At 71.9% G+C, this 19,442-nt stretch carries 20 protein-coding genes; 4 read left to right on the top strand and 16 right to left on the bottom strand.

The genetic code is table 11. From position 1 onward, the window contains the following. Window positions 1-118 precede the first annotated feature (118 nt). Window positions 119-613 (top strand): inorganic diphosphatase, encoded by a 495-nt coding sequence (locus NYZ95_RS06980; protein WP_262850929.1) that lies wholly within the window; start codon window positions 119-121, stop codon window positions 611-613. Window positions 614-693: 80 nt separating this feature from the next. Here NYZ95_RS06980 and NYZ95_RS20370 read toward each other — a convergent pair whose 3' ends face one another. Genes NYZ95_RS20370 through NYZ95_RS06940 form a run of 8 tightly spaced genes read right to left on the bottom strand, consistent with a single transcriptional unit; the run spans window position 694 to window position 9,281 of the window. Continuing rightward, entirely contained in the window at window positions 694-1,938 is a 1,245-nt protein-coding gene (locus NYZ95_RS20370) for a C40 family peptidase (protein ID WP_262850106.1), read from the bottom strand. 52 nt (window positions 1,939-1,990) lie between these two features. Next, on the bottom strand, window positions 1,991-3,619 hold the full coding sequence (pgm, locus tag NYZ95_RS06970) for a phosphoglucomutase (alpha-D-glucose-1,6-bisphosphate-dependent) (RefSeq protein ID WP_262850104.1): 1,629 nt from the start codon (window positions 3,617-3,619) through the stop codon (window positions 1,991-1,993). 9 nt (window positions 3,620-3,628) lie between these two features. Beyond that, window positions 3,629-4,180: a hypothetical protein gene (locus tag NYZ95_RS06965; protein ID WP_262850102.1), complete on the bottom strand. Its 552-nt coding sequence runs from the start codon at window positions 4,178-4,180 to the stop codon at window positions 3,629-3,631. Continuing rightward, window positions 4,180-5,097: a carbohydrate ABC transporter permease gene (locus NYZ95_RS06960; RefSeq protein WP_262850100.1), complete on the bottom strand. Its 918-nt coding sequence runs from the start codon at window positions 5,095-5,097 to the stop codon at window positions 4,180-4,182. The genes NYZ95_RS06965 and NYZ95_RS06960 overlap by 1 nt, the downstream gene beginning before the upstream one ends. Continuing rightward, window positions 5,094-6,089: a carbohydrate ABC transporter permease gene (locus NYZ95_RS06955; protein WP_262850099.1), complete on the bottom strand. Its 996-nt coding sequence runs from the start codon at window positions 6,087-6,089 to the stop codon at window positions 5,094-5,096. Before NYZ95_RS06955 ends, NYZ95_RS06960 begins: the two co-directional genes overlap by 4 nt. Next, the gene (gene ngcE, locus NYZ95_RS06950; RefSeq protein WP_262850097.1) at window positions 6,086-7,501 is read right to left on the bottom strand and encodes an N-acetylglucosamine/diacetylchitobiose ABC transporter substrate-binding protein; all 1,416 of its coding nucleotides are present in this window, start codon (window positions 7,499-7,501) and stop codon (window positions 6,086-6,088) included. Before ngcE ends, NYZ95_RS06955 begins: the two co-directional genes overlap by 4 nt. Window positions 7,502-7,543: 42 nt before the next feature. Then, window positions 7,544-8,299, bottom strand: coding sequence for a sugar isomerase domain-containing protein (locus NYZ95_RS06945; RefSeq protein ID WP_262850095.1), 756 nt, complete (start codon window positions 8,297-8,299; stop codon window positions 7,544-7,546). After that, window positions 8,292-9,281, bottom strand: a complete 990-nt coding sequence (locus NYZ95_RS06940) for a MurR/RpiR family transcriptional regulator (protein WP_262850093.1) — start codon at window positions 9,279-9,281, stop codon at window positions 8,292-8,294. Before NYZ95_RS06940 ends, NYZ95_RS06945 begins: the two co-directional genes overlap by 8 nt. Window positions 9,282-9,386: 105 nt before the next feature. Between NYZ95_RS06940 and NYZ95_RS06935 the strand changes: the two genes are divergently transcribed. Next, window positions 9,387-10,388, top strand: a complete 1,002-nt coding sequence (locus tag NYZ95_RS06935; protein WP_262850091.1) for a BadF/BadG/BcrA/BcrD ATPase family protein — start codon at window positions 9,387-9,389, stop codon at window positions 10,386-10,388. Here NYZ95_RS06935 and NYZ95_RS06930 read toward each other — a convergent pair. The 3 genes from NYZ95_RS06930 to NYZ95_RS06920 all read right to left on the bottom strand — a co-directional run bounded on the left by NYZ95_RS06930 (window position 10,380) and on the right by NYZ95_RS06920 (window position 13,797). Then, a complete protein-coding gene (locus NYZ95_RS06930) occupies window positions 10,380-11,294 on the bottom strand; it encodes a GNAT family N-acetyltransferase (RefSeq protein ID WP_262850089.1) in 915 nt (304 codons plus the stop codon). The two genes, NYZ95_RS06935 and NYZ95_RS06930, sit on opposite strands and share 9 nt — an antisense overlap. Next, window positions 11,291-12,058: a hypothetical protein gene (locus tag NYZ95_RS06925; RefSeq protein WP_262850087.1), complete on the bottom strand. Its 768-nt coding sequence runs from the start codon at window positions 12,056-12,058 to the stop codon at window positions 11,291-11,293. The genes NYZ95_RS06930 and NYZ95_RS06925 overlap by 4 nt, the downstream gene beginning before the upstream one ends. 65 nt (window positions 12,059-12,123) lie before the next feature. Further along, the gene (locus NYZ95_RS06920; RefSeq protein ID WP_262850085.1) at window positions 12,124-13,797 is read right to left on the bottom strand and encodes a DUF885 domain-containing protein; all 1,674 of its coding nucleotides are present in this window, start codon (window positions 13,795-13,797) and stop codon (window positions 12,124-12,126) included. A 56-nt stretch (window positions 13,798-13,853) separates the two neighbouring features. Here NYZ95_RS06920 and NYZ95_RS06915 point away from each other — a divergent pair, with 56 nt between their 5' ends. Together NYZ95_RS06915 and NYZ95_RS06910 are read left to right on the top strand one after the other, a co-directional pair. After that, window positions 13,854-14,339, top strand: a complete 486-nt coding sequence (locus tag NYZ95_RS06915; RefSeq protein ID WP_262850083.1) for a GNAT family N-acetyltransferase — start codon at window positions 13,854-13,856, stop codon at window positions 14,337-14,339. Between the two features lie 68 nt (window positions 14,340-14,407). Then, entirely contained in the window at window positions 14,408-15,427 is a 1,020-nt protein-coding gene (locus NYZ95_RS06910) for a putative endonuclease domain-containing protein (RefSeq protein WP_262850081.1), read from the top strand. Window positions 15,428-15,513: 86 nt separating this feature from the next. Here NYZ95_RS06910 and NYZ95_RS20365 read toward each other — a convergent pair whose 3' ends face one another. From NYZ95_RS20365 to NYZ95_RS06885, 5 genes are all read right to left on the bottom strand, one after another. Beyond that, entirely contained in the window at window positions 15,514-16,161 is a 648-nt protein-coding gene (locus NYZ95_RS20365; RefSeq protein WP_262850079.1) for a (2Fe-2S)-binding protein, read from the bottom strand. Next, window positions 16,158-16,541: a ribosomal maturation YjgA family protein gene (locus NYZ95_RS06900; RefSeq protein ID WP_262850077.1), complete on the bottom strand. Its 384-nt coding sequence runs from the start codon at window positions 16,539-16,541 to the stop codon at window positions 16,158-16,160. The genes NYZ95_RS20365 and NYZ95_RS06900 overlap by 4 nt, the downstream gene beginning before the upstream one ends. Further along, window positions 16,538-17,143: a class I SAM-dependent methyltransferase gene (locus NYZ95_RS06895; protein WP_262850075.1), complete on the bottom strand. Its 606-nt coding sequence runs from the start codon at window positions 17,141-17,143 to the stop codon at window positions 16,538-16,540. The genes NYZ95_RS06900 and NYZ95_RS06895 overlap by 4 nt, the downstream gene beginning before the upstream one ends. Window positions 17,144-17,169: 26 nt before the next feature. Continuing rightward, on the bottom strand, window positions 17,170-18,666 hold the full coding sequence (locus tag NYZ95_RS06890; RefSeq protein ID WP_262850073.1) for a cobyric acid synthase: 1,497 nt from the start codon (window positions 18,664-18,666) through the stop codon (window positions 17,170-17,172). A gap of 140 nt (window positions 18,667-18,806) precedes the next feature. Beyond that, window positions 18,807-19,400, bottom strand: coding sequence for a TetR/AcrR family transcriptional regulator (locus tag NYZ95_RS06885; protein WP_262850071.1), 594 nt, complete (start codon window positions 19,398-19,400; stop codon window positions 18,807-18,809). Between the last annotated feature and the right edge of the window lie 42 nt (window positions 19,401-19,442).

Raw genomic sequence — 19,442 nt, 5'->3', positions numbered from 1 at the left:
ACCCCGTGTCCGTCGTCCTTGCCCACGTACGAGAGACTAGACAGGTCTTTGCGTGCCGGGTGGACGTGCCCTGAGCGCGCTGCTCGGACCACTCGCACGAACCAATGGAGGAACAGTGCTGGAATTCGACGTGACGGTCGAGATCCCCAAGGGCGTACGCAACAAGTACGAGGTGGATCACAAGACGGGCCGGATCCGACTCGACCGCACCCTGTTCACCTCCACCCAGTACCCCGCCGACTACGGCTTCATCGAGGACACCCTCGGCCAGGACGGCGACCCGCTCGACGCGCTGGTCCTCCTGTCCGAGCCCACGTTCCCCGGCTGCCTGATCCGCTGCCGCGCGATCGGCATGTTCCGCATGACCGACGAGGCCGGTGGCGACGACAAGGTCCTGTGCGTCCCGGTCGACGACCCGCGTCAGGAGCACCTCCAGGACATCCGCCACGTGCCGGAGTTCGACCGCCTCGAGATCCAGCACTTCTTCGAGGTCTACAAGGACCTCGAGCCCGGCAAGTCGGTCGAGGGCGCCGAGTGGGTCGGCCGCCGCGAGGCCGAGGACGAGGTCGAGGCGTCGTTCAAGCGCTACACCGTCGAGGGCGACGAGCACTGAGCCCGCACTGACACCGTACGAAGGCCGCTGCCCTGAGGGCAGCGGCCTTCGTCGTCCTCGGCGCGGAGCGTGTCCGCCTCTCAGCGCACGCGCGCGGCGAGGTCGGGTGCGGTCCACGAGTAGACCGACACGACCTGGACGTTCTTGCCCGGCCTCGGCGCCTCGACCATCCAGCCGTCACCGAGGTAGAGCGCGACGTGGAAGATCGAGTCGGGGCCACCGCGGCTCCAGAACAGCAGGTCGCCCCGGCGGGCCTCGGCGACCGGGATCGCAGCCGACACCGCGTACTGGGCGCCGCTGAAATGAGGGAGTCCCCTGCCGGCGGCCTGCCAGGCCCGCATCGTGAGCCCGGAGCAGTCCCAGACGTCCGGGCCGGCGCCCGCCCACACGTACGGCTCCCCCACCTGCTCCAGGGCGAAACGAACGGCGGCCTCGACGCCCTTGGCCTGCTTCGGCGGCGTACCACCCGGCGGCGGCGCAGGGGCGGGGGCAGGAGCCGGCGGTGGGGCGGGAGTCTCGGTCGGCGGAAGCGTGGGGGCCCCGGTCTGCGGGCGGTTCGCCGCCTCCTGGGCCCGCTGCGCCAGCTGCTCGAGCGCCTTCTGCCGACGGGCCGCCAGCCGTACGGAGATGCCCTCGGCGTGGGCGAGGTCGCGGATGAGCTGGTCGCGCTCGCGCCGCAGGTCGGCCCGTGCGTCTGCCGCACCAGCGACGGCCTTCTCCGCGTCCTGCTTGGCCTTCGCCGCGGCCGCGGCGAGCTTCTCGCGGCGCGCGACCGCGGCCTGCGCCTCGCGCCTGCGTGTCGTGGCGACCGTCCGCTTGGACTCGTACGTCGCGAGAGCGGCGCGGCTGGCGTCGCCGACCGCGTTGTAGGTGCTCATCTGGCCCAGCAGCGAGCTCGGGCCGCCCTCGGAGAAGAGGCTGCGCATGCGGTTGTAGGGGGCACGGGCGGTCACGCCCGCCACCGTGAACCGCTCGATGACCAGCCGCTGGGCCTCGGCGGCGGACTCGGCGGACTTCGCGGCCTTCTCCGCCGCGTGCTCGGCCGCCTTGGCCTTCTGGAGCGCGTACTCGGCACCGTTGTAGGTCTCGGCGGCCTGCGCTGCCTCGACCTCGAGCGCCTCGACGCGCGCGGTGGCCGCAGCGATCCGGCCTCGGATGTCGTTCACGCCGTCTGCCTTGACGGCGGCTGCCGCCTGGGCGGAGCGGACGTCCTGGGCGGTCGGCGTCTCGTCGGCGTGGACGGCCGGGGCGCCCGCGAGCAGCAGCGCGACCGCGGCGAGCAGGGGCGCTGCCCTGCGCGCTCTGCGGTCCGTCGCGAGCCTCACGTCGTTCCCCCCGTCGTCGCAGGTCAGCGTCCTGGCCCGCTCCTCTCGCACTCTACGTCAGGGCGGCGTCGACCGTGGCCCTTGCGGCCTCTTGGACCTCCGCCAGGTGGTCGGCGCCGCGGAACGACTCGGCGTAGATCTTGTAGACGTCCTCGGTGCCCGACGGCCGTGCAGCGAACCACGCGTCGGCCGTCTCGACCTTGATGCCGCCGAGCGGGGCGTCGTTGCCGGGCGCGTGGGACAGGATGCGCGTGATGGGGTCACCCGCCAGCTCCGTCGCGGTGATCGCGGACGGGTCGAGCGCGCCGAGCCGCGCCTTCTGGTCCCGCGTCGCGGGTGAGTCGACACGGGCGTACGCGGGGTCGCCGTGGCGCGCGGTCAGTCCGACGTAGTGCTGGCTGGGGCTGCGCCCGGTCACCGCCTGGATCTCCGAGGCGAGCAGCGCGAGGATGATGCCGTCCTTGTCGGTGGTCCACACGCTGCCGTCGCGCCGCAGGAACGACGCGCCCGCGCTCTCCTCGCCGCCGAAGACGACCGAGCCCGAGATCAGCGGGTCGACGAACCACTTGAACCCGACCGGCACCTCGTACAGCGCGCGCCCGGCATCGGCCACGACGCGGTCGATCATGCTCGACGAGACGACCGTCTTGCCCACGCCCGCGGCCGCGTCCCAGCCGCGGTGCTCCGTGAGGTAGGCGATCGCCACGGCCAGGAAGTGGTTGGGGTTCATCAGGCCGGCGTCCGGGGTGACGATCCCGTGGCGGTCGGCGTCGGCGTCGTTGCCCGTGGCGATGTCGAAGTGGTCGCGCTGCGAGACGAGGGACGCCATCGCGTACGGGGAGGAGCAGTCCATCCGGATCTTGGCGTCGTGGTCCAGCGTCATGAACCCCCACTGCGGGTCGACCGCCGGGTTCACGACGGTGAGGTCCAGGCCGTACTGCTCGCCGATGCGCCCCCAGTACGCGACGGACGCGCCGCCGAGCGGGTCCGCGCCGATGCGGACGCCCGCCCGCGCGATCGCCTCCATGTCGAGCACCGAGCCGAGGTCGTTGACGTAGTGCGTAAGGAAGTCGTACGTCTGCGCCCGGCCGCGCGCCTCGCCCGTGGTCGCGCGCCGGACGCCGCGCAGGCCGTCGCGCAGCAGCGTGTTGGCGCGGTCCTGGACCCACCCGGTCACGTCCGAGCCGGCAGGGCCGCCGTTGGGCGGGTTGTACTTGAAGCCGCCGTCGCGCGGCGGGTTGTGCGACGGCGTGACGACGATGCCGTCGACCTGGCCGTGCGCGCCGAGCCCGTTGAGGCGCAGGATCGCGTGGGACACCGCCGGCGTCGGGGTGAAGCCGTCCTCGGTGTCGACGAGCGTCACGACGTCGTTGCCGATCAGCACCTCCAGCGCGGACTGCCACGCGGGCAGGGAGAGCGCGTGCGTGTCGCGGGCGAGGAGCAGCGGACCGTCGATGCCGGCCTGCGCGCGGTACTCCACGATGGCCTGCGTGGTGGCGAGGATGTGCGCCTCGTTGAACGCGGTGTCGAGGCTCGATCCGCGGTGGCCGCTCGTCCCGAACGACACCTGCTGGGCGGGGTCCTCGGGGTCGGGCACGCGGTCGTAGTAGGCCGCGGCGAGGGCGTCGAGGTCGACGAGGTCCTGAGGCTCTGCCGGCGTACCGGCCCGTGGGTCCACCATGGAAGAACTCTAGGCGTGGCGTGAGCCGCGCAGCAGCGAGGGCAGCGCGCGCGGAGTGGCGCCGAGGGCGAGCCGGACCGAGGCGAACCAGATGCCGAGGAGGCCCCCGAGGAACAACGACGCCCGCGGGACCCGGCTGACCCAGTCCACGACGCGCTGCCAGACCGCATCGTCGGCGCCGCGGAGCTCGGCGGCGAGGAACGCCCGGTCCTGGCCGGGGAACACCACGACCTCGACCTTCTCGCCGAGGTCCGGATCGACCTCGGTGACCGGGAACTCCGGCTGCCACAACGACACCACCCGCCCGTCGCCCAGGCGCGCGTGCTCGTCGTCGGCGAGAGAGAAGGTGATCCCCGCGCCTGTCCCCGAGTCGGCGGAACCCAGGTACGTGGCCGTCTCGTGCGGCTCGGTCACGGCCAGGCGCTCCGCGCGCGCCTGCATCCAGACGCTGTGGTGGACGCCGACAGCGGCGGCCCCGAGAGCACCGACGCCCACCACCGCCGCGACGGCCGCGCCCAGCACCACCCGAGGACGCGACACCTCCGGGAGAGCGCGTGCCACTACTTCCCTGCGCCCTGCGACACCGACCCCTGGAGCTGGCGCTGGAAGATGACGTACACGATCAGCACCGGCACGATCGTGATGACGACCGCGGCGAACAGCCGGCCGTAGTCGGTGTTGTAGCCCGCCCGCGAGGCGAAGGCGGCCATGCCCTGCGACAGCACGTAGTTGTCCCTGTTGGTGTTGAGCGCGACAGGGAGCAGGAACTGGTTCCACAGCCCGAGGAAGTTGAAGATCGCCACGGAGGCGATGCCGGGCTTGGCCATCGGCAGCATCACCTGGAAGAACTTGCGCCACTCCCCCGCGCCGTCGATCTCCGCCGCCTCCGACACGTCTTGCGGCAGCACCCGGAAGAACGGGTAGAGGAAGAAGACGGTGAACGGCAGCGCGAACGCGACGTAGGTGATGATCAGGCCCGGCAGCGTGTTGAGGATCCCGAAGCCCTTGAGGACGAAGAAGAGCGGGACGATCGCGAGGAAGATCGGGAACGTCAGGCCGACGAGCATCAGGTAGTAGATCAACCGGTTCCCCGGGAACGAGAACCGCGCCAGGACGTACGCGCACATCGACCCCAGGAGCATGACGAGGACGAGCGCGGTCCCGACCACCAAGACGGTGTTGACGAAGTAGCGGCCGATGCCCTCCGACGTCCACGCAGAGACGTAGTTGTCGAAGCTCCAGCTCGCCGGCAGCGTGAACGGCGAGGAGAAGATCTCGCTGCTGGTCTTGAACGAGGACAGCAGCGTCCACAGCAGCGGGACGATGACCAGCGCCGCCCAGAGGCCGAGGACGACGTGCGAGATCGACGTGACCGCCCGGTCCCCGGCACGCCCGGTCTTCTCGCGCGGGGCGTGAACCTCGCTGCTCACCGCCGCCTCTTCGCTCGCGTCCGTGCTGTGGCTGGTGCTCGCGGTCATCCGCGTACCCCTTCCGGTCGGCCGCCGACGAGGCGGTTGACGGTGAACACGAGCGCGGCGAAGACGAGCGTCGCGACCGCCATCACGACGCCCATCGCGCTCGCGAGGCCGAACTGTCCCTTCTCGAACGCCGTGACGAGCAGGCGCTGCGGCATGACGAGCGTCGAGTTCTCCGGGCCGCCGCCGGGGTTGAGGGCGACCATGTAGACGAACGCGTCGAGCGCGAGGATGCCGAGGTAGATGTACGCCGTCTGGACGTTGTCGCGGATCAGCGGCAGCGTCACGGAGAAGGCCGTACGGAACCTGCCGGCGCCGTCGATGCGCGCCGCGTCGTACAGCTCGCCCGGGACGCTCTTGATCGCGGCGACGAACAGCACCATGTAGAACCCGACGAAGCCCCAGATGATGACGAACATCGAGGCGGGCATCGCCGTCCGCTCGTCACCGAGCCACGGGAACGAGTCGAACCCGTCGAGGCCGACCGCCGTCAGGACCCCGTTGAGGAGGCCGTTGGACGGGTCGAACATCTGGAGCCAGATGAGGCCGATGACGATCGCCGGGATCGTGTACGGGAAGAACGACACGACGCGGTAGAAGCTCGATCCCTTGAGACCGCGGGTGGCCCCGTAGGTGGAGCCGCCGACCGTGATCATCGTGGCCAGCGCGAACGCGAGCACGACGGTCACGAACGGGACGACGAGCGCGAGCAGCACGTTGTTGCGCAGCGCGGTCATGAAGATGTCGTCCTCGAACAGCTTCTGGTAGTTCTCCACGCCGATGAAGTTCATGTCGGCGGTGAAGCCCGACCAGTCGGTGAGGGAATACCAGAAGGCCTGCACGAACGGCCACACCACGAACACCGAGAAGAGCGCCAGCGGCAGCACGAGGAACACCAGCACGAAGCTGATGCGGTCGAACGTCCACGACCGCCGCGACTTCTTGCGTGGCGGCGCCTTCTCGGTGTCCGTGGGGACGAGGGGGGACTCGATCACGTGACGGGGATCTTCTTGATCGAGTCGTCCTCACGCACCTTGTCCGTGATGTCCTGCAGGCGCGACGTCAGCTCCTTCACGCTCGACTTGCCCGCGAGGAAGCTGTTCCAGACGACGAGCTGGTCGACGTTGGTGCCGTAGAGGTCGACGAACGTCCAGGTGAAGACGTTCGGTCCGGCCGCCTTGAGCATGTCTGTCTGCGACACGAGGGCGGTGGAGCCGAAGCCGTCCGCGGGCACGGTGTCCTTGACGATCGTCGGCGCCAGCTTCGTCTTGGCGAAGTTGGTCGCCGCCTCCTTCGAGAGCATCGTCCGGAGCAGCTCCTTGCCGCCGGGGACGTTCTTGCCCTTCGACGGCACCTGGAACGGCTCGCCTGCCGCGGCGTGCAAGGCCTCCCAGGGCATCGCCGAGCTGTCGTCGACGATCATCTCGGGGAAGCCCTTCATGTCGAAGCCGGCCTTGGTCTGGTCCTTCATCTCGTTCTCGATCCAGGACCCGGACGGGTAGAGGAGCGCGTCCTGGTTGTTGCTCCACTGGGCCTGTGCGGCGGTGAACTGCGTGCCCGCGCCGCCAGGCTTCATGTAGCCGCGGTCCACGATCGTGCCCATGGCCTCGAAGACCGCCTGCACCGCCGGCATGGACCAGCAGTTCGGCTCGAGGTTGCCCAGCGCCAGCCGGACCTCGTCGCCGCCCTGCTTGATGGCCGAGGCGATGGCGAGCGTCTGGTAGTAGGTCGCCGCCTCCTTGCCCCACAGGAAGAGGTACTTGCCCGCCTTCTTCGCCTCCGCGCCGAGCGCGATGGCTTCGTCCCAGGTCTTGGGCGGGGTCCACCCGTTCTCCTCGAAGAGGCTCGAGGAGTACCAGACCGCGTACACCGTCATCACGTAGTTCAGGGCGGCGAGCTTGCCGTCGAACGTGCCGGGAGCCTCGACGCCCTCGTACAGGGTGTCCCGGATCTTCGTCCCCTCCAGGTTCTCCGCGTCCAGGACGTCGGAGAGGTCCTCCACCTGGTCGAGGATCGTGGCGAACCCGATCGAGTTCTCGCCGGAGTTGTCGATGAGGTCCGGCGGGTCGCCCGCGACGAAGCGGGGCTGGAGCTCCTGGGAGATCTCGGTCGTCGGCGAGACCTTGACCGTGGAGCCCTTGTGGTTCTTCTGCATGATCGTGGCGGCGAACGCGACGTAGTCGGTGCCGTAGCCGCCGTCGAAGATGACGGCGTCGGTGGTGGAGTCCGCGGCCATGCCGAAGGGGTTGTCCGCGCTCTTCTCGCCGCCCTTGCTCGAGTCGTCGTCGGAGTCGCTGTTGCTCCCGGCGCATGCCGCCAGCGTGCTGCTGAGCGGAATGACTGCCGCGGCGGCCAGCGCACCGCGGAGCAGGGTGCGCCGGTCGACCGTCTTCCTCTCGATACTCATCTGAAGTGCCTTCCCTGTGGTGGTGATGGTGGTGGGGTCGTGTCAGGCGTGGCGGCGGATGCGGTCGCCGTACCTGGCCTCGAGCTCGTGGTTGTGGTCGTCGCCGCCGGGGATGTTGGCGGAGAGGTAGATCGGCGGGACCGTGCCGGCGGCCGCCAGGCGCTCGGCCACCCCGATCGTCAGCAGCTGCGCGATGAAGGCCGCTGTCAGCGACGACACGGCGCCGATGCCGATGTCGTCTCCCGTGGTGAGGGTGGTGTCCCCGTACGGAGCGAGGTTGTCGATCACGACGTCGGCGACCTCGCTGAGCCGCTTCCCGCTCGGGTGCTTGGGCGTGACGCGGCTCGTGTGGGCGAGGCTCGTCACCGCGATGACCGGGTTGCCGTGGTCCTTGGCCGCCAGCGCCATCCCGACGATCGAGCCGTTGACGCCGGAGTTGGAGGCGATCACGAAGACGTCCTCGGGACTGGGCGACGTGATCTCCCACAGCTCCTCGACGGTCGACGGGTCCCGCTCGAGCTTGGGGTCGGACAGGATCGACACGTCCTGGCTGCCGAACATCGCCACGTCGCGCAGCGCGATGTTGTTGGTGGGGATGAGACCACCGGCGCGTCCGGCGATCTCCATCGCGAACGCCTGCGAGTGACCCGTGCCGAAGGCCTGGATGATCCCGCCCGACTCCAGCGCGGCGGCCAGCAGGTCGACGGCAGGCTCCAGGCCGCCCTCGTCGGCGAAGGCGGCCAGCTTCTCCAGGCGGCGGGTGGTCTCGTGGAGGAAGTCGTTCGTGGTCTCAGACATGCGGCTCGCTCTCTGGGCGTTCGGAGGCTGTGTCGGTGGCGGTTGCGGGGGCGGTGGCGGTACGGCGCGGGCGCGACCGCAGGGACGTCCGGTGCGGGAGGACGGCCATCGCCGAGGCGGCGAGCTTGGTCGTCGTACGCGCGAAGTCCCGTTGGGCCACGAGGAGGTAGAGGAGGTCCAGGAGGAAGAGCTGCGAGTGCTTCGCCGACAGGTCGTCGGGCTGGAGGTACTCCTCCGGCGCTGCGGCGACGACGTGATCGTGGGCGACCGCGGCCAACGGCGAGTCTGGGCTGTTGGTCAGGGCGACCGTGTAGGCGCCGGAGGAGTTGGCCTGGCTCAGCATCTGGATCGTCTCGCGGGTACGCCCGGTGTTGGAGATCCCGATGGCGACGCTGCTCTCGTCCTGGATGGAGGCGCTGGCCAGGCCCGAGTGCACCTCCGACCACGCGTGCACGTTGATGCCGATCCGGTAGAGGCGCGACTGCAGCTCGTCGGCCATGAACCCGCTGCCCCCGATGCCGTAGATGTCGAGGTGCCGACATCCGGCGACGGCCGTGGCGATGCGGTCCATCTGCTCGAGGTCCACCGAGCTGGCGGTCGCCTGCACGGAGCGCGTGTGGGCGTGGAGCAGCGCGTGGAGCACGTCGCGGGAGGAGTCCTCGGGATCGAAGGCGCGGCCGATGTCGGTGTGCCAGGAGGCGTGGACGTCTCCTCGACCGACGTCTGCGGCGACGCCCACGCGCAACGGCACGTAGCCGGAGTAGCCGATGAGGCGGCAGAACCGCGTGACGGTGGCCGGCGACGTCCCTGCACGCGCGGCGAGCTCGGTGATGGAGAGCTCCAGCGGCGCCGTGGGCTGCTCGAGCAGGAGCGCGGCGATCTTGGCCATGGCGCTCGACATCTGCGGGCGTCTAGCCTGGATCCGCTCGGCCACGCCGAGCGCGCTCGGAGCGACCGCTGTGGCGTCGATCCGTTCGCCCATGGCCCCACTCCGTGAAAATCCATCTCAAAGACTCGGAAATTCGTTGAAAACTATTCCCAGAGCGAGCGTGTGGTCAATATCACATGCGGTCTCGGATCGGTAACGATGTCGCTGATCCTCGCCGTGGACGCCGGCGGGACCTCGACGCGGGCCGTCGTGGTCGACCCCTCCGGCCGGGCGCTGGGCTACGGCCGAGGTGGTGGCGGCAACCCTCTCTCGTCGGGTCCAGCCGTCGCCGCGCAGTCGCTCGGCACCGCGGTCCGTGACGCGCTCGCGCAGGCGCGCACCGACGCCGCGACGATCGCCTCGGCCACGATCGCCATGGCCGGGGCGGCGACCCACCTCCCTCCGTCACAGGCGCGCAACCGCGTGATCGGCGAGACCCTCGCCGGCTGCGGCGTCACCACGGCGTTCGCCCTGCGCTCCGACCTCCTCGCGATGTTCTGCGCGGGGACGCCCGCGCTCGACGGATACGCCCTCGGGGCGGGCACCGGCGCGGCGGCGATCCGGGTGCGCGCAGGCGCGATCGAGCACGTGGTCGACGGGATGGGCTGGCTGCTCGGCGACGCGGGATCGGGGTTCTCGGTCGGCCACGCGGTCGCGCGCGCCGTCGTCGCCGCGCTCGACGGACGCGGGCCTGCCACCGCGATGACTGCCGGGATGCTCGACATGCTGGGGCTGTCAGCGGAGACGGCTACCTCCACGGGCCCGCGCCACCCGTTGCTCGACGCCATGGTGGAGCTCCTGTACGAACGGCCTCCCGTCCGGGTCGCCGAGTTCGCGCCGCTCGCCTTCGCCTACCCCGACGACGTCGTCGCGCGCGCGATCGTCGACGACACCGCTGCCGCGCTCGCGCACACCGTCGCCGCCGCGATCGCCCCCGACGTCGACGGACCGTTGGTGCTCGGCGGGAGCGTGCTGATCCGCCAGGAGGCGACCGCGAAGGCGGTGGAGTCCGCCTGGCGCGACCACGGCCGTACCGGTCCTGTCCGCCTGGTCGCCGAGGGCACGACGGGCGCCGCCGTCCTCGCGCTCCGCCACGCGGGCACAGAGGTCGACGACGCCGTCTTCGCGCGGGTGCAGCAGAGCCTGGCCGGGCTACGCTGACGCGTCGGCGGCCGGCGTCAGCGGCTTGCGGAGGGCGGCGAACGTACGCCCGGGCACGGCGCCGACCGTCCGCGCGTAGAAGTCGACCGGCCCCACCCACGCGATCTCGCAGTCCGTACGCCCCGCGTCGAGGTACGACGACAGGCAGGCCCGCAGCAGGGCCGACCCGACGCCGCGCCCGCGCTCCGCAGGCGACGACCCCATCGGCCCGAACCAGCCCGCGCGGTTGGTGTCGTACGCGGCGAAGCCGAGGTAGGTCTGGTCCTCCACCGCGACGAAGCAGCTGACCGGTCGACGGCGCAGCGCCGCGCCCGCCTCGGAGGCCCAGGTGTCGCCCCACGTCTCCCGCATCCAGGCTTCGAACGCCGGCCACTCCTCGGCGGTGAGGCGGCGCATCGGCACCTGCGCCGGCGGTGGCACACGGACGAGGTCGCGGTGCGCGGCGAGGTCGACGTCGAGGTTCGTCGCGACCGCGTCGTCCGGGCGGGCGTACCCGCACCCCTCGAAGAAGGCGGACGCGTCACGGTCCGCGGTGTCGACCCCTGGCCACCAGTACCGCGGCGCGCTCCCGCCGGCCTGGATGCTCGTGGCGCCGCGGGCGAGGACCGCGTCCTCGAGCGCCGAGAGGAGATGCCGGCCCAGCCCGTGCCGCCGGTGCCCGTCGGCGACGGCCACCACCGTGACGTACGCCCTGCGCGTCCCGTCGCGCTCGGCGACGGTGCCGGACGCTGCTCCGACGAGCTCGCCGTCGCGTTCGGCCACGACGGACAGGTCACGGTGCGGGTCGCCCCACAGGAGGTGCTCCAGGCCGACCACGTCGTCACCCGCCTCCTCGGCGAGCGCCGTGCGCAGCAGGTCGAGCACCCCGCCCCGATCCTCGGTGACGCCGATTCGCACCGTGGTCATGAGGGCTCGCCGAGCGTCGTCGGGACGTCCGCGCTGACGAGCGGGCGCACCGGTGTGCGGGGGCGCAGCCGCGCGGTCGGCCCCCAGACGACGGCCCACCCGCTCCCGGCCGGGTCGCCGGCGAGCATCACCGACTCACCTGGCTGCGGGGACGCGAGGTCGCGGCGCACCTCCCACGTGTACGTGTCCGCTCCTACGCGGACCACGACCGTCGAGGTGCGTCCGATCTCGGGCCCGTACGAGACGACCATGGCGGGCCCCGGCGTGCGCTGCCGCAGCAGCGACGGCAGAGCGAGCGGGGTGAAGCCGAGCACGAGCCGCACCGCGCCGTACCAGAGGAGGAGGAAGGTCATCGCCATCCCCGTCCCCGAGAACGACAGGATCACCCAGTCGAACGAGCGCCAGGCGATCGCTCCCTCGCCGATCGGCACGTCGGACACGAGGAACGCGCGTTCCTCGCCGGGGAACACCACGACCGCCACCTCGGAGCCGTCGTCCGGACTCCAGTACGCGTTCTGTGAGCGCCACAGCGGGAGGGTCGGTCCGTCGTGGAGGTCGACCTCCTCATCCCACCACGCGTACGTGCCGTAGACGTACCGCTCGCCGCCCACCAGCGCCTCTGCCCGTGCCTGCGTCCACACCCCGTTGTAGACGAGAGCAGCGAGGGCTGCGAGGAGGAGGGCGGCGACCGCGACAGCGGCGACCGACGCGGCCACGACGCGCCGGCGCAGCGGGACGGGGTCGAGAGTACTGACGTCGGGCATGGGGCTCCTCGCGGATCGGGCTGGCGGGAGACTATCCCGCCAGCCGATCCAGCGTCCCCGAAATATCAGCCGCGCTCGGGGGCGAGCAGCGCCCGGCGAAGCGTGCCGAGCCCGATGCTGCCCACGGCGAGCGCACGGCGGTGGAACTCCTTGAGGTCCGCGCCCGCTCCGCCGTTGGCAGCGACCCAGTCGTCGCGCAGCTGCTCCCAGAGGCGCTGCCCGACCTTGTACGACGGCGCCTGCCCCGGCCAGCCGAGGTAGCGGTTGACCTCGAAACGCACGAACGCCTCGTCCATGTTCACGTGCTCGAGCATGAACGGCAGGGCGTCGTCGCCCGTCCAGCGACCCGAGCCGTCCGGCTTCTGCAGGCCGAGGTGCACTCCCAGGTCGACGACGACGCGCGCGGCACGCATCCGCTGCCCGTCGAGCATGCCGAGCCGGTCCGCCGGGTCGTCGAGGTAGCCGAGGTCGGCCATCAGGCGCTCGGCGTACAGCGCCCACCCCTCGCCGTGACCCGAGTTCCAGTTGAGTCGACGCCACCCGTTGAGCTCGGCGCTGTTGTACGTCGCCAGCCCGACCTGGAGGTGGTGGCCGGGAACGCCCTCGTGGTAGACGGTCGTCAGCTCGCGCCACGTGTCGAAGTCGGTGACTCCCTCGGGGACCGCCCACCACATCCGGCCGGGACGCGAGAAGTCCTCCGTCGGACCCGTGTAGTAGATCCCGCCGTCCTGCGTCGGCGCGATCCGGCACTCCAGGGTGCGCAGCGGGTCGGGGATGTCGAAGTGGGTCGCCGCCAGCTCGCGGACGGCGCGGTCACTGGCTGCCTGCATCCACTCCTGCAGCGCGTCGGTGCCGTGCAGGCGCCGCGACTCGTCGGCCTCGAGGTAGGCGACCGCCTCCAGGACGCTGGCGCCGGGGAAGACCTGGTCCGCGACCTTCTCCTGCTCGGCGACCATCCGCGCAAGCTCCTCGACGCCCCACTCGTACGTCTCGTCGAGGTCGATCTCGACCCCGACGAAACCGCGCGACGCCAGCGCGTACCGCTCGCGACCCGCGGCGTCACCCGTCGGCGCCGCAGGGGCGAGCTCGTCGGAGAGGAACAGCGCCAGCGCCCCGTACGCCTCGGCGGCGGCACGCGCGCCTCGCTCGAGGTCGGCACGCAGGCCCTCGGGCGCGGCCGGGTGGCCGGCGAGCGTGCCGAAGAACCCGTCCGGTGCCGCGTGGCCGCGCGCCTGCTCGGCCACCTCCTGCGCCTGGCGTACGGCCGGGGCGTCCTTGGCGGCGATGCCCGCGCGCAACGACGCGACGTACCCCTCGACCGCGGTCGGCACCTGCGCGAGCCGCTTCGCGACGTGCTCCCAGTCGGCCTCGGTCTCGGTCGGCATCAGGTCGAAGATCTCGCGGATGCCCTGCGCCGGTGACGCGATCACGTTGAGGTCGCGGCGCCAGAACCCGGCGTCGTGCTGCTCCAGCTCGAGCTCGAGCGTACGGACGAGCTCGTCGCGGGTGATCTCGTCGGCCTGGTCGCGGACCTCCGTGTCGCCGACGCGGGCGAGCGCGCGGCGCGCCGCGTCCGCTCGTGCCTGGGCACCCTCGGGCGAGAAGTCGGTGTAGTCCCCCTCCCGCCCCGGCCGCCCGAGCTCGACGTGCAGCTCGGGGCTGAGCTCCATCATCTCGACGAGCCAGGCGTCGGCCAGCTGGTCCATGGGCGTGGGGGTACGAGGAGTGAAGTCGCTCATCCTCCGAACGTACGCGAGGCGGTCTCGCGCGCTTCGGCTGGACTAGCCTGACGCCCATGAGCCCCACTCCGCAGCTGCGTCCGGCGCGGAGCGAGGACGCGGCGGCGGTCGCCGCGATCTGGCACGAGGGGTGGGGCGACGGCCATCTCGGTCAGGTCCCGGAGGCGCTGGTCGCTGCCCGGTCGCGGGAGTCGTTCGAACAGCGGGCGCTCGCCCGCCTGGCCGACACGACCGTCGCGCTCGTCGGGGACGAGGTCGCCGGCTTCGTGATGGTGACGGGCGACGAGGTCGAGCAGGTCTACGTGGACCGCGGACACCGCGGCGGTGCCGTCGCCCCGACGCTGCTCGCGGAGGCCGAGCGTCAGGTGGCCGCAGCGGGTCATCAGCGCGCGTGGCTCGCCGTCGCGCCGGGCAACGACCGGGCACGCCGCTTCTACGAACGGCAGGGGTGGGTCGACGCCGGCGGCCTCACGTACGACGCCGAGGTCGCCGGTGGACGGTTCCCCGTGCCGTGCCGCCGCTACGAGAAGGGCGTCGCCTGACGGCGGTTGTCCACAGGCAGCTTCCTCCGCCGCGGCGCCCGACGGCTCGCGTACGCCACCCTGACGCCATGCACCGACTGGAACGGATCGCCCGCGCGAACGGTGGCTTCGTGACCCGCAGCGAGGTGCTCGCCGCCGGACACGACGACCACGACGTGGCGGATGCCGCCCTGTGGACGTCCGTACGACGGGGCGTCTACGCACCGAAGGCGCTCTACGACACTCTCGACCAGCGCGCACGGCACCTGCTGCTGCTCCGCAGCGTGCTCGCGACGCGCGAGGACGACGTCGTCGCCACTCACGACTCCGCGGTGGTCGCGCACGGGTTGGGCGACTACGGCGGTCGCGGGACGTACGGGCTCGATCTGGACGTCGCTCACGTCGCCCGCGTCGTCGGGACGACGAGTCGCCGGACGCCCTCGGTCGCGTACCACCGCGGTCCGGTCGAGCCCTCCTCGATCGTGGTGGTGGACGGCATCCGGTGCGTGGAACCGGTCCGCGCCGTCGTCGAGACGATGACCACCGTCTCGCTCGACGCCGCGACCGTCCTCGCTTCCAGCTGGCTGGCGCACGAACGGTGGGACGCCCGGCGTCGCGGCATGGTCGAGCTGTTCGACGAGGAGTCGACCAAGGCCGGGCTGCGGTCTGCGCTCCACGCACTCGGCCGACGACGGGGGGCCCGACGGGCCGCCGACGGGATCGCCATCGCCGACGCCCGGTGCGGGAGCGTCGCCGAGGTGCGCTTCCTCGTCCTGTGCTGGGAGCACGACCTCCCCCGCCCGAGCACGCAGCACGAGATCGCGTTCGGTCCCGACGCGTACGCGGAGGCGGACTTCGCATGGCCCGAGGCCGGGCTGGTCGTCGAGGTCGACGGGATGCTGAAGTACGCCGACGACCCGGACCGCCCCGGCGCGGCGAGGACGAGGGCGTCAGCGGAGAAGCGACGTGAACGCGCCCTGCGCGACGTCGGATGGTCGGTCATCCGGATCACCTGGGCCGACCTCGCGCCGGAGAACCGCGCGCGGACCGCTGCGTACGTACGCCGCGAGCTGGACAAGGCGGCACGGCTGCGTGCGCGGCGCCGCTGAGCGCACCCGCTGAGCGCACGAAGCCATGGTTTCTGGGACGAAGCCATCCCTACAAGGCGCGCTTCGTCCCAGAAACCGTGGCTTCGTCAGTGGGCGAGCACGCAGTCGCCGCAGTAGCCGCCGCCCGGCACGCGGTAGTAGAGGCAGCACGAGCGTCGTACGAACTGACCGTCGACGAGGTCACCGGTGCCGGCGAACGACTCACGCGCGAGCGCGGCGCGCGCGTACGCGGCGGCGGCGGGCACGAGGTCGGGCCGCGTCGTCCGGAGCGCTGCGCCCGCCCCGAACAACGCCGACGTCGCGTTTCCCCACAGGACCGTGCGTGACAGCGAGAAGCCGGTGGCGAAGCGTTCGACCAGCGGGCCGAGCGGCACCTCGTCCGCCGTCGTCGCAGACGCCTGCTGCACGGCGAGGGGCCACGGTCCGCTCTCGAACGCCCGCCACCAGATCGTGGTCAGCGTCAGCGGCGGCAGCCGTACCCCGAGCACGGCCGCGCCGACCACCGGCGACCGCAGCCGCGAGAACAGACCGAGCGACACCGTCGACGCCGCGACCCGCTCCTCGACCGGCGCGCCACCGAGACGGGAGAGGTACGCCGCCGTGTACGCGACCCGCTCCTCCAGCGGGCCCGGCTCGAGCAGGTCCGCGAGCGGGCGCCAGCCGGCGGCGACCGGATCGTCGGGCAACGCCTCGAGCGCGAAGTACGACCCGAGCGCGTCGAGCGCCTCGTTCACCGCCTCCTCCCGCGACCGGCGCGAGCGACGGCGATGCAGAGGGCGCCCCCGACCACCGCGCCGACGGCGTACAGGAGCAGGTCCGGCGCCCAGAACGTCGTTCCCAGCACGAGCCGTACCGCCGGGACGCGCTCTGCCAGAGCGGCCGGCACACCGGTGAGCTGGAAGAGCTCGACCGCCGCGCACACCGCGAAGCCGACCAGCGCGACGGTGACCGGCCCTGTGCGCGGACGCACCACCGCGACGAGCAGGACGACGAGCGTCGCGTAGAGCATGTCCCCGACCGGTCCCGCGACCGCCGCGGGGAGGAAGGCCCGCGCCGCCAACCCGGCGGCGACCACGCCGAGGAGGACGCACGACGTCAGGGCGCGAGGGCTCATCGGGTCTCGGGGTCGGACGGCACGCGCAGGAAGGTGACCGAGAAGTCCGCGGAGTCGTCGTACGGCACGAGGTCCCAAGTCGCGAAGCGCTGCTCGAGGAGCAGGCCCGCGGCCGCGGCGTCGGTGTCCAGGTCCGCGGGCCCGTACGGCCGGTCGGTCCGGAAGCCGATCACGATCCGGCCGCCGGGGCGGACGTGGGCCTTGAGGCGTTCGAGCACCGTCTGCTCGGAGCCAGGCGCGAGGAACACCATGACGTTGCCGGCGCAGACCGCGAGGTCGAACGGGTCGCCGTCGAGCTCCAGCGCCGCGAGGTCGCCGACGCGCCACTGCGGGCCGGGGTGGTCTTCCTCGGCGGCCTCGATCAGCGCGGGGTCGACGTCGACACCGACCACGTCGTGCCCCGCCGCGTACAGGCGCGCGCCGACGCGGCCAGGACCGCACCCGGCGTCGAGGATCCGCGACCGCGGGGGCACGAGCGCGTTGACGAGCCTGGCCTCTCCACCGAGGTCGACGCCCTCGAGCTCCATGGTGCGGAAGCGCTCGATGTACCACTGCGAGTGGCCGTCGGACGTCTCGGAGAACCAGCGCGGGGTCGAGGTCATGCCTCCATCCTGCCGCGCGCCGTCGCTCAGACCGCCCCCGGTGGGACGAGGGGCAGGTCGAGAGGCGCGCCGCGTTCGACGAGGGTGAGCAGCACGTCGACGTCGACGTGCTGCTCGAGGAGGTCGGCGAGCAGGTCGAGCCGCGCGGTACGGGCGTCGGCGAACCGCACGCCCGACGGCTCCCACCGCCGCCCGGTCGTCGCGGCGACCTCACCGAGGAACGCGTGACGCAGCGCGTCCGACTCGAGACTGCCGTGCCACATCGTGCCGAACACCGCTGCCCGCCGCGCTCCCCCGAGGAACTCCTCGTCGCCGCCTCGCGCGAGACGCCCGTGATGGATCTCGTACCCGCTCGCGTCGGCGCCGAGCGCGGTGCCGCTGGGCAGCCGGAGCACCTTCTCCTCGCCGAACGTCGTCGCGACGTCGAGCAGCCCGAGCCCGTCGGCGGCTGCTCCAGCAGCACCCTCGACACCCTCGGGATCGTTGATCGTCCGGCCGAGGAGCTGGAACCCGCCGCAGATGCCGAGCACCGGCCGCCCCGCCCGCGCGTGCGCGACGACCGCGGCGTCGAGACCCCGCTCGCGCATCCAGGCGAGGTCGGCCAGCGTCGCGCGGGTGCCGGGCACGACCACGAGGTCCGCCTCCCCGACGCGGCGCGCGTCGCTCACGAAGCTCACGTCGACGCCCGGCTCGAGGCCCAGCGCGTCGACGTCGGTGAAGTTGCTGATCCGCGGCAGGCGGACAACCGCGACACGCAGGGGGTCGCCGGTCGAGGCGCGCCGCCCCTCGACGTCCATCCCGTCCTCGGAGTCGAGCCACACGCGCGGGCTCCACGGGACCACGCCGAGCACCGGACGCCCGGTCGTACGGGCGATCGCGTCGTTCGCGGGCGCGAGCAGCGCCTCGTCGCCGCGGAACTTGTTGATCACGAATCCCGCGACCAACGCCTGGTCCGCAGGCGACAGCAAGGCGAGAGTGCCGTGCAGCGCCGCGTACACGCCGCCGCGGTCGATGTCGCCGACGATGACTACGGGCATCGACACGTGACGGGCGAGGCCCATGTTGACGAAGTCGCCCTCGCGCAGGTTGATCTCCGTCGGGCTCCCTGCGCCCTCGCAGACGATCACGTCGTAGCGGACGGCCAGGTCGTCGTACGCGGCGAACGCCGCCTCGGCGAGGTGGTCGCGCCCGCGGGTGAAGTCACGCGCGTCCAGCGTCCCTGCGGGGCGGCCCATGACCACGACGTGGCTACGCCGGTCGCCCTCGGGCTTGAGGAGCACCGGGTTCATCGCGGGCTCCGGCACTGCGCCGGCGGCCACCGCCTGGATCCACTGCGCTCTCCCGATCTCCGCGCCCGCCCCGTCCGAGCCGGTCACGACCATCGAGTTGTTGGACATGTTCTGCGCCTTGAACGGCGCCACCTTCACGCCCCGGCGCGCCAGCAGACGACACAGCCCGGTCGTCACCACGGACTTGCCCGCATCGGACGTCGTGCCAGCGATCATCAGCGCGCGGGCGGTCATGAGGCCAGCGTAGGGCCGCAAGAGCGCGGGCGGGGTGGTCTCGATACGGGCCTCGTTCCTCGGCCCTACTCGACCAGCCAGGGGGCGGCCCTACTCGACCAGCCAGGGGGCGGCCCTACTCGACCAGCCAGGGGGCGGCCCTACTCGACCACCGGGGGCAGCAGCAGCGAGCGGATGGTTGCGGTGAACGCGTGCACGTCGAGCCCGGGGTCGAGCGAACGTTGCGCGCCCATCCCGATGCCGAGGCTGAGCAGGGCCAGCGCGACCTGGTCGGCCGGCAGCGCCATCCGCATGCCGGTCCGCTCCGCGATGTCGTGCAGCATGGCCGCGATCGCCTCGCGGATCTGCGTGTGCCGCGCCGCCAGCTCGGTGGCGACGAACGGGCTGGTCCGCACGACCGCGGCGAACTCGACCTCGAGCGCAGTCCAGCGCGGCTGCCCGAGACGGACCTTGAGCCAGCCCTCGAAGGCGTTGATCGCGTCGTCGTACGTGCTGGCGACGCCGACCGCGTCAACCACCTCGGCCACCATCTCGCGGTGGATCTCGTCGAGCACCGCGAGGCCGAGCTCCTCCTTGCTCTTGAAGTTGGAGTAGACGGCGCCCTTGGAGAAGCCGGCCTCCAGCGCCACCCGGTCGAGGCTCGTCGCGCCGTACCCGTCGTCGAGGAACAGCGTGCGCGCGGTCGACACCAACGCCTCCCGCGTCCTCGCCTGGCGCTCCGCCCGAGTGGACATCGAACCTCCTCCGAGAAGAATATGACATCAAGAGTGTTGCAT

It is taken from the genome of Mumia quercus (assembly GCF_025506335.1).
Taxonomy (GTDB): Bacteria; Actinomycetota; Actinomycetes; order Propionibacteriales; family Nocardioidaceae; genus Mumia; species Mumia quercus.
The sequence above is the reverse complement of the archived record's forward strand: the minus strand, read 5'-3'. Positions and strand labels throughout refer to the sequence as shown.

Excerpts from the sequence above, each read along its gene's own strand:
- pgm (WP_262850104.1), bottom strand. The coding sequence starts at position 3,619 with ATGGTGGACCCACGGGCCGGTACGCCGGCAGAGCCTCAGGACCTCGTC.
- NYZ95_RS06960 (WP_262850100.1), bottom strand. The coding sequence starts at position 5,097 with ATGACCGCGAGCACCAGCCACAGCACGGACGCGAGCGAAGAGGCGGCG.
- ngcE (WP_262850097.1), bottom strand. The coding sequence starts at position 7,501 with ATGAGTATCGAGAGGAAGACGGTCGACCGGCGCACCCTGCTCCGCGGT.
- NYZ95_RS06945 (WP_262850095.1), bottom strand. The coding sequence starts at position 8,299 with ATGTCTGAGACCACGAACGACTTCCTCCACGAGACCACCCGCCGCCTG.
- NYZ95_RS06940 (WP_262850093.1), bottom strand. The coding sequence starts at position 9,281 with ATGGGCGAACGGATCGACGCCACAGCGGTCGCTCCGAGCGCGCTCGGC.
- NYZ95_RS06935 (WP_262850091.1), top strand. The coding sequence starts at position 9,387 with ATGTCGCTGATCCTCGCCGTGGACGCCGGCGGGACCTCGACGCGGGCC.
- NYZ95_RS06930 (WP_262850089.1), bottom strand. The coding sequence starts at position 11,294 with ATGACCACGGTGCGAATCGGCGTCACCGAGGATCGGGGCGGGGTGCTC.
- NYZ95_RS06925 (WP_262850087.1), bottom strand. The coding sequence starts at position 12,058 with ATGCCCGACGTCAGTACTCTCGACCCCGTCCCGCTGCGCCGGCGCGTC.
- NYZ95_RS06920 (WP_262850085.1), bottom strand. The coding sequence starts at position 13,797 with ATGAGCGACTTCACTCCTCGTACCCCCACGCCCATGGACCAGCTGGCC.
- NYZ95_RS06915 (WP_262850083.1), top strand. The coding sequence starts at position 13,854 with ATGAGCCCCACTCCGCAGCTGCGTCCGGCGCGGAGCGAGGACGCGGCG.
- NYZ95_RS06910 (WP_262850081.1), top strand. The coding sequence starts at position 14,408 with ATGCACCGACTGGAACGGATCGCCCGCGCGAACGGTGGCTTCGTGACC.
- NYZ95_RS06900 (WP_262850077.1), bottom strand. The coding sequence starts at position 16,541 with ATGAGCCCTCGCGCCCTGACGTCGTGCGTCCTCCTCGGCGTGGTCGCC.
- NYZ95_RS06895 (WP_262850075.1), bottom strand. The coding sequence starts at position 17,143 with ATGACCTCGACCCCGCGCTGGTTCTCCGAGACGTCCGACGGCCACTCG.
- NYZ95_RS06890 (WP_262850073.1), bottom strand. The coding sequence starts at position 18,666 with ATGACCGCCCGCGCGCTGATGATCGCTGGCACGACGTCCGATGCGGGC.
- NYZ95_RS06885 (WP_262850071.1), bottom strand. The coding sequence starts at position 19,400 with ATGTCCACTCGGGCGGAGCGCCAGGCGAGGACGCGGGAGGCGTTGGTG.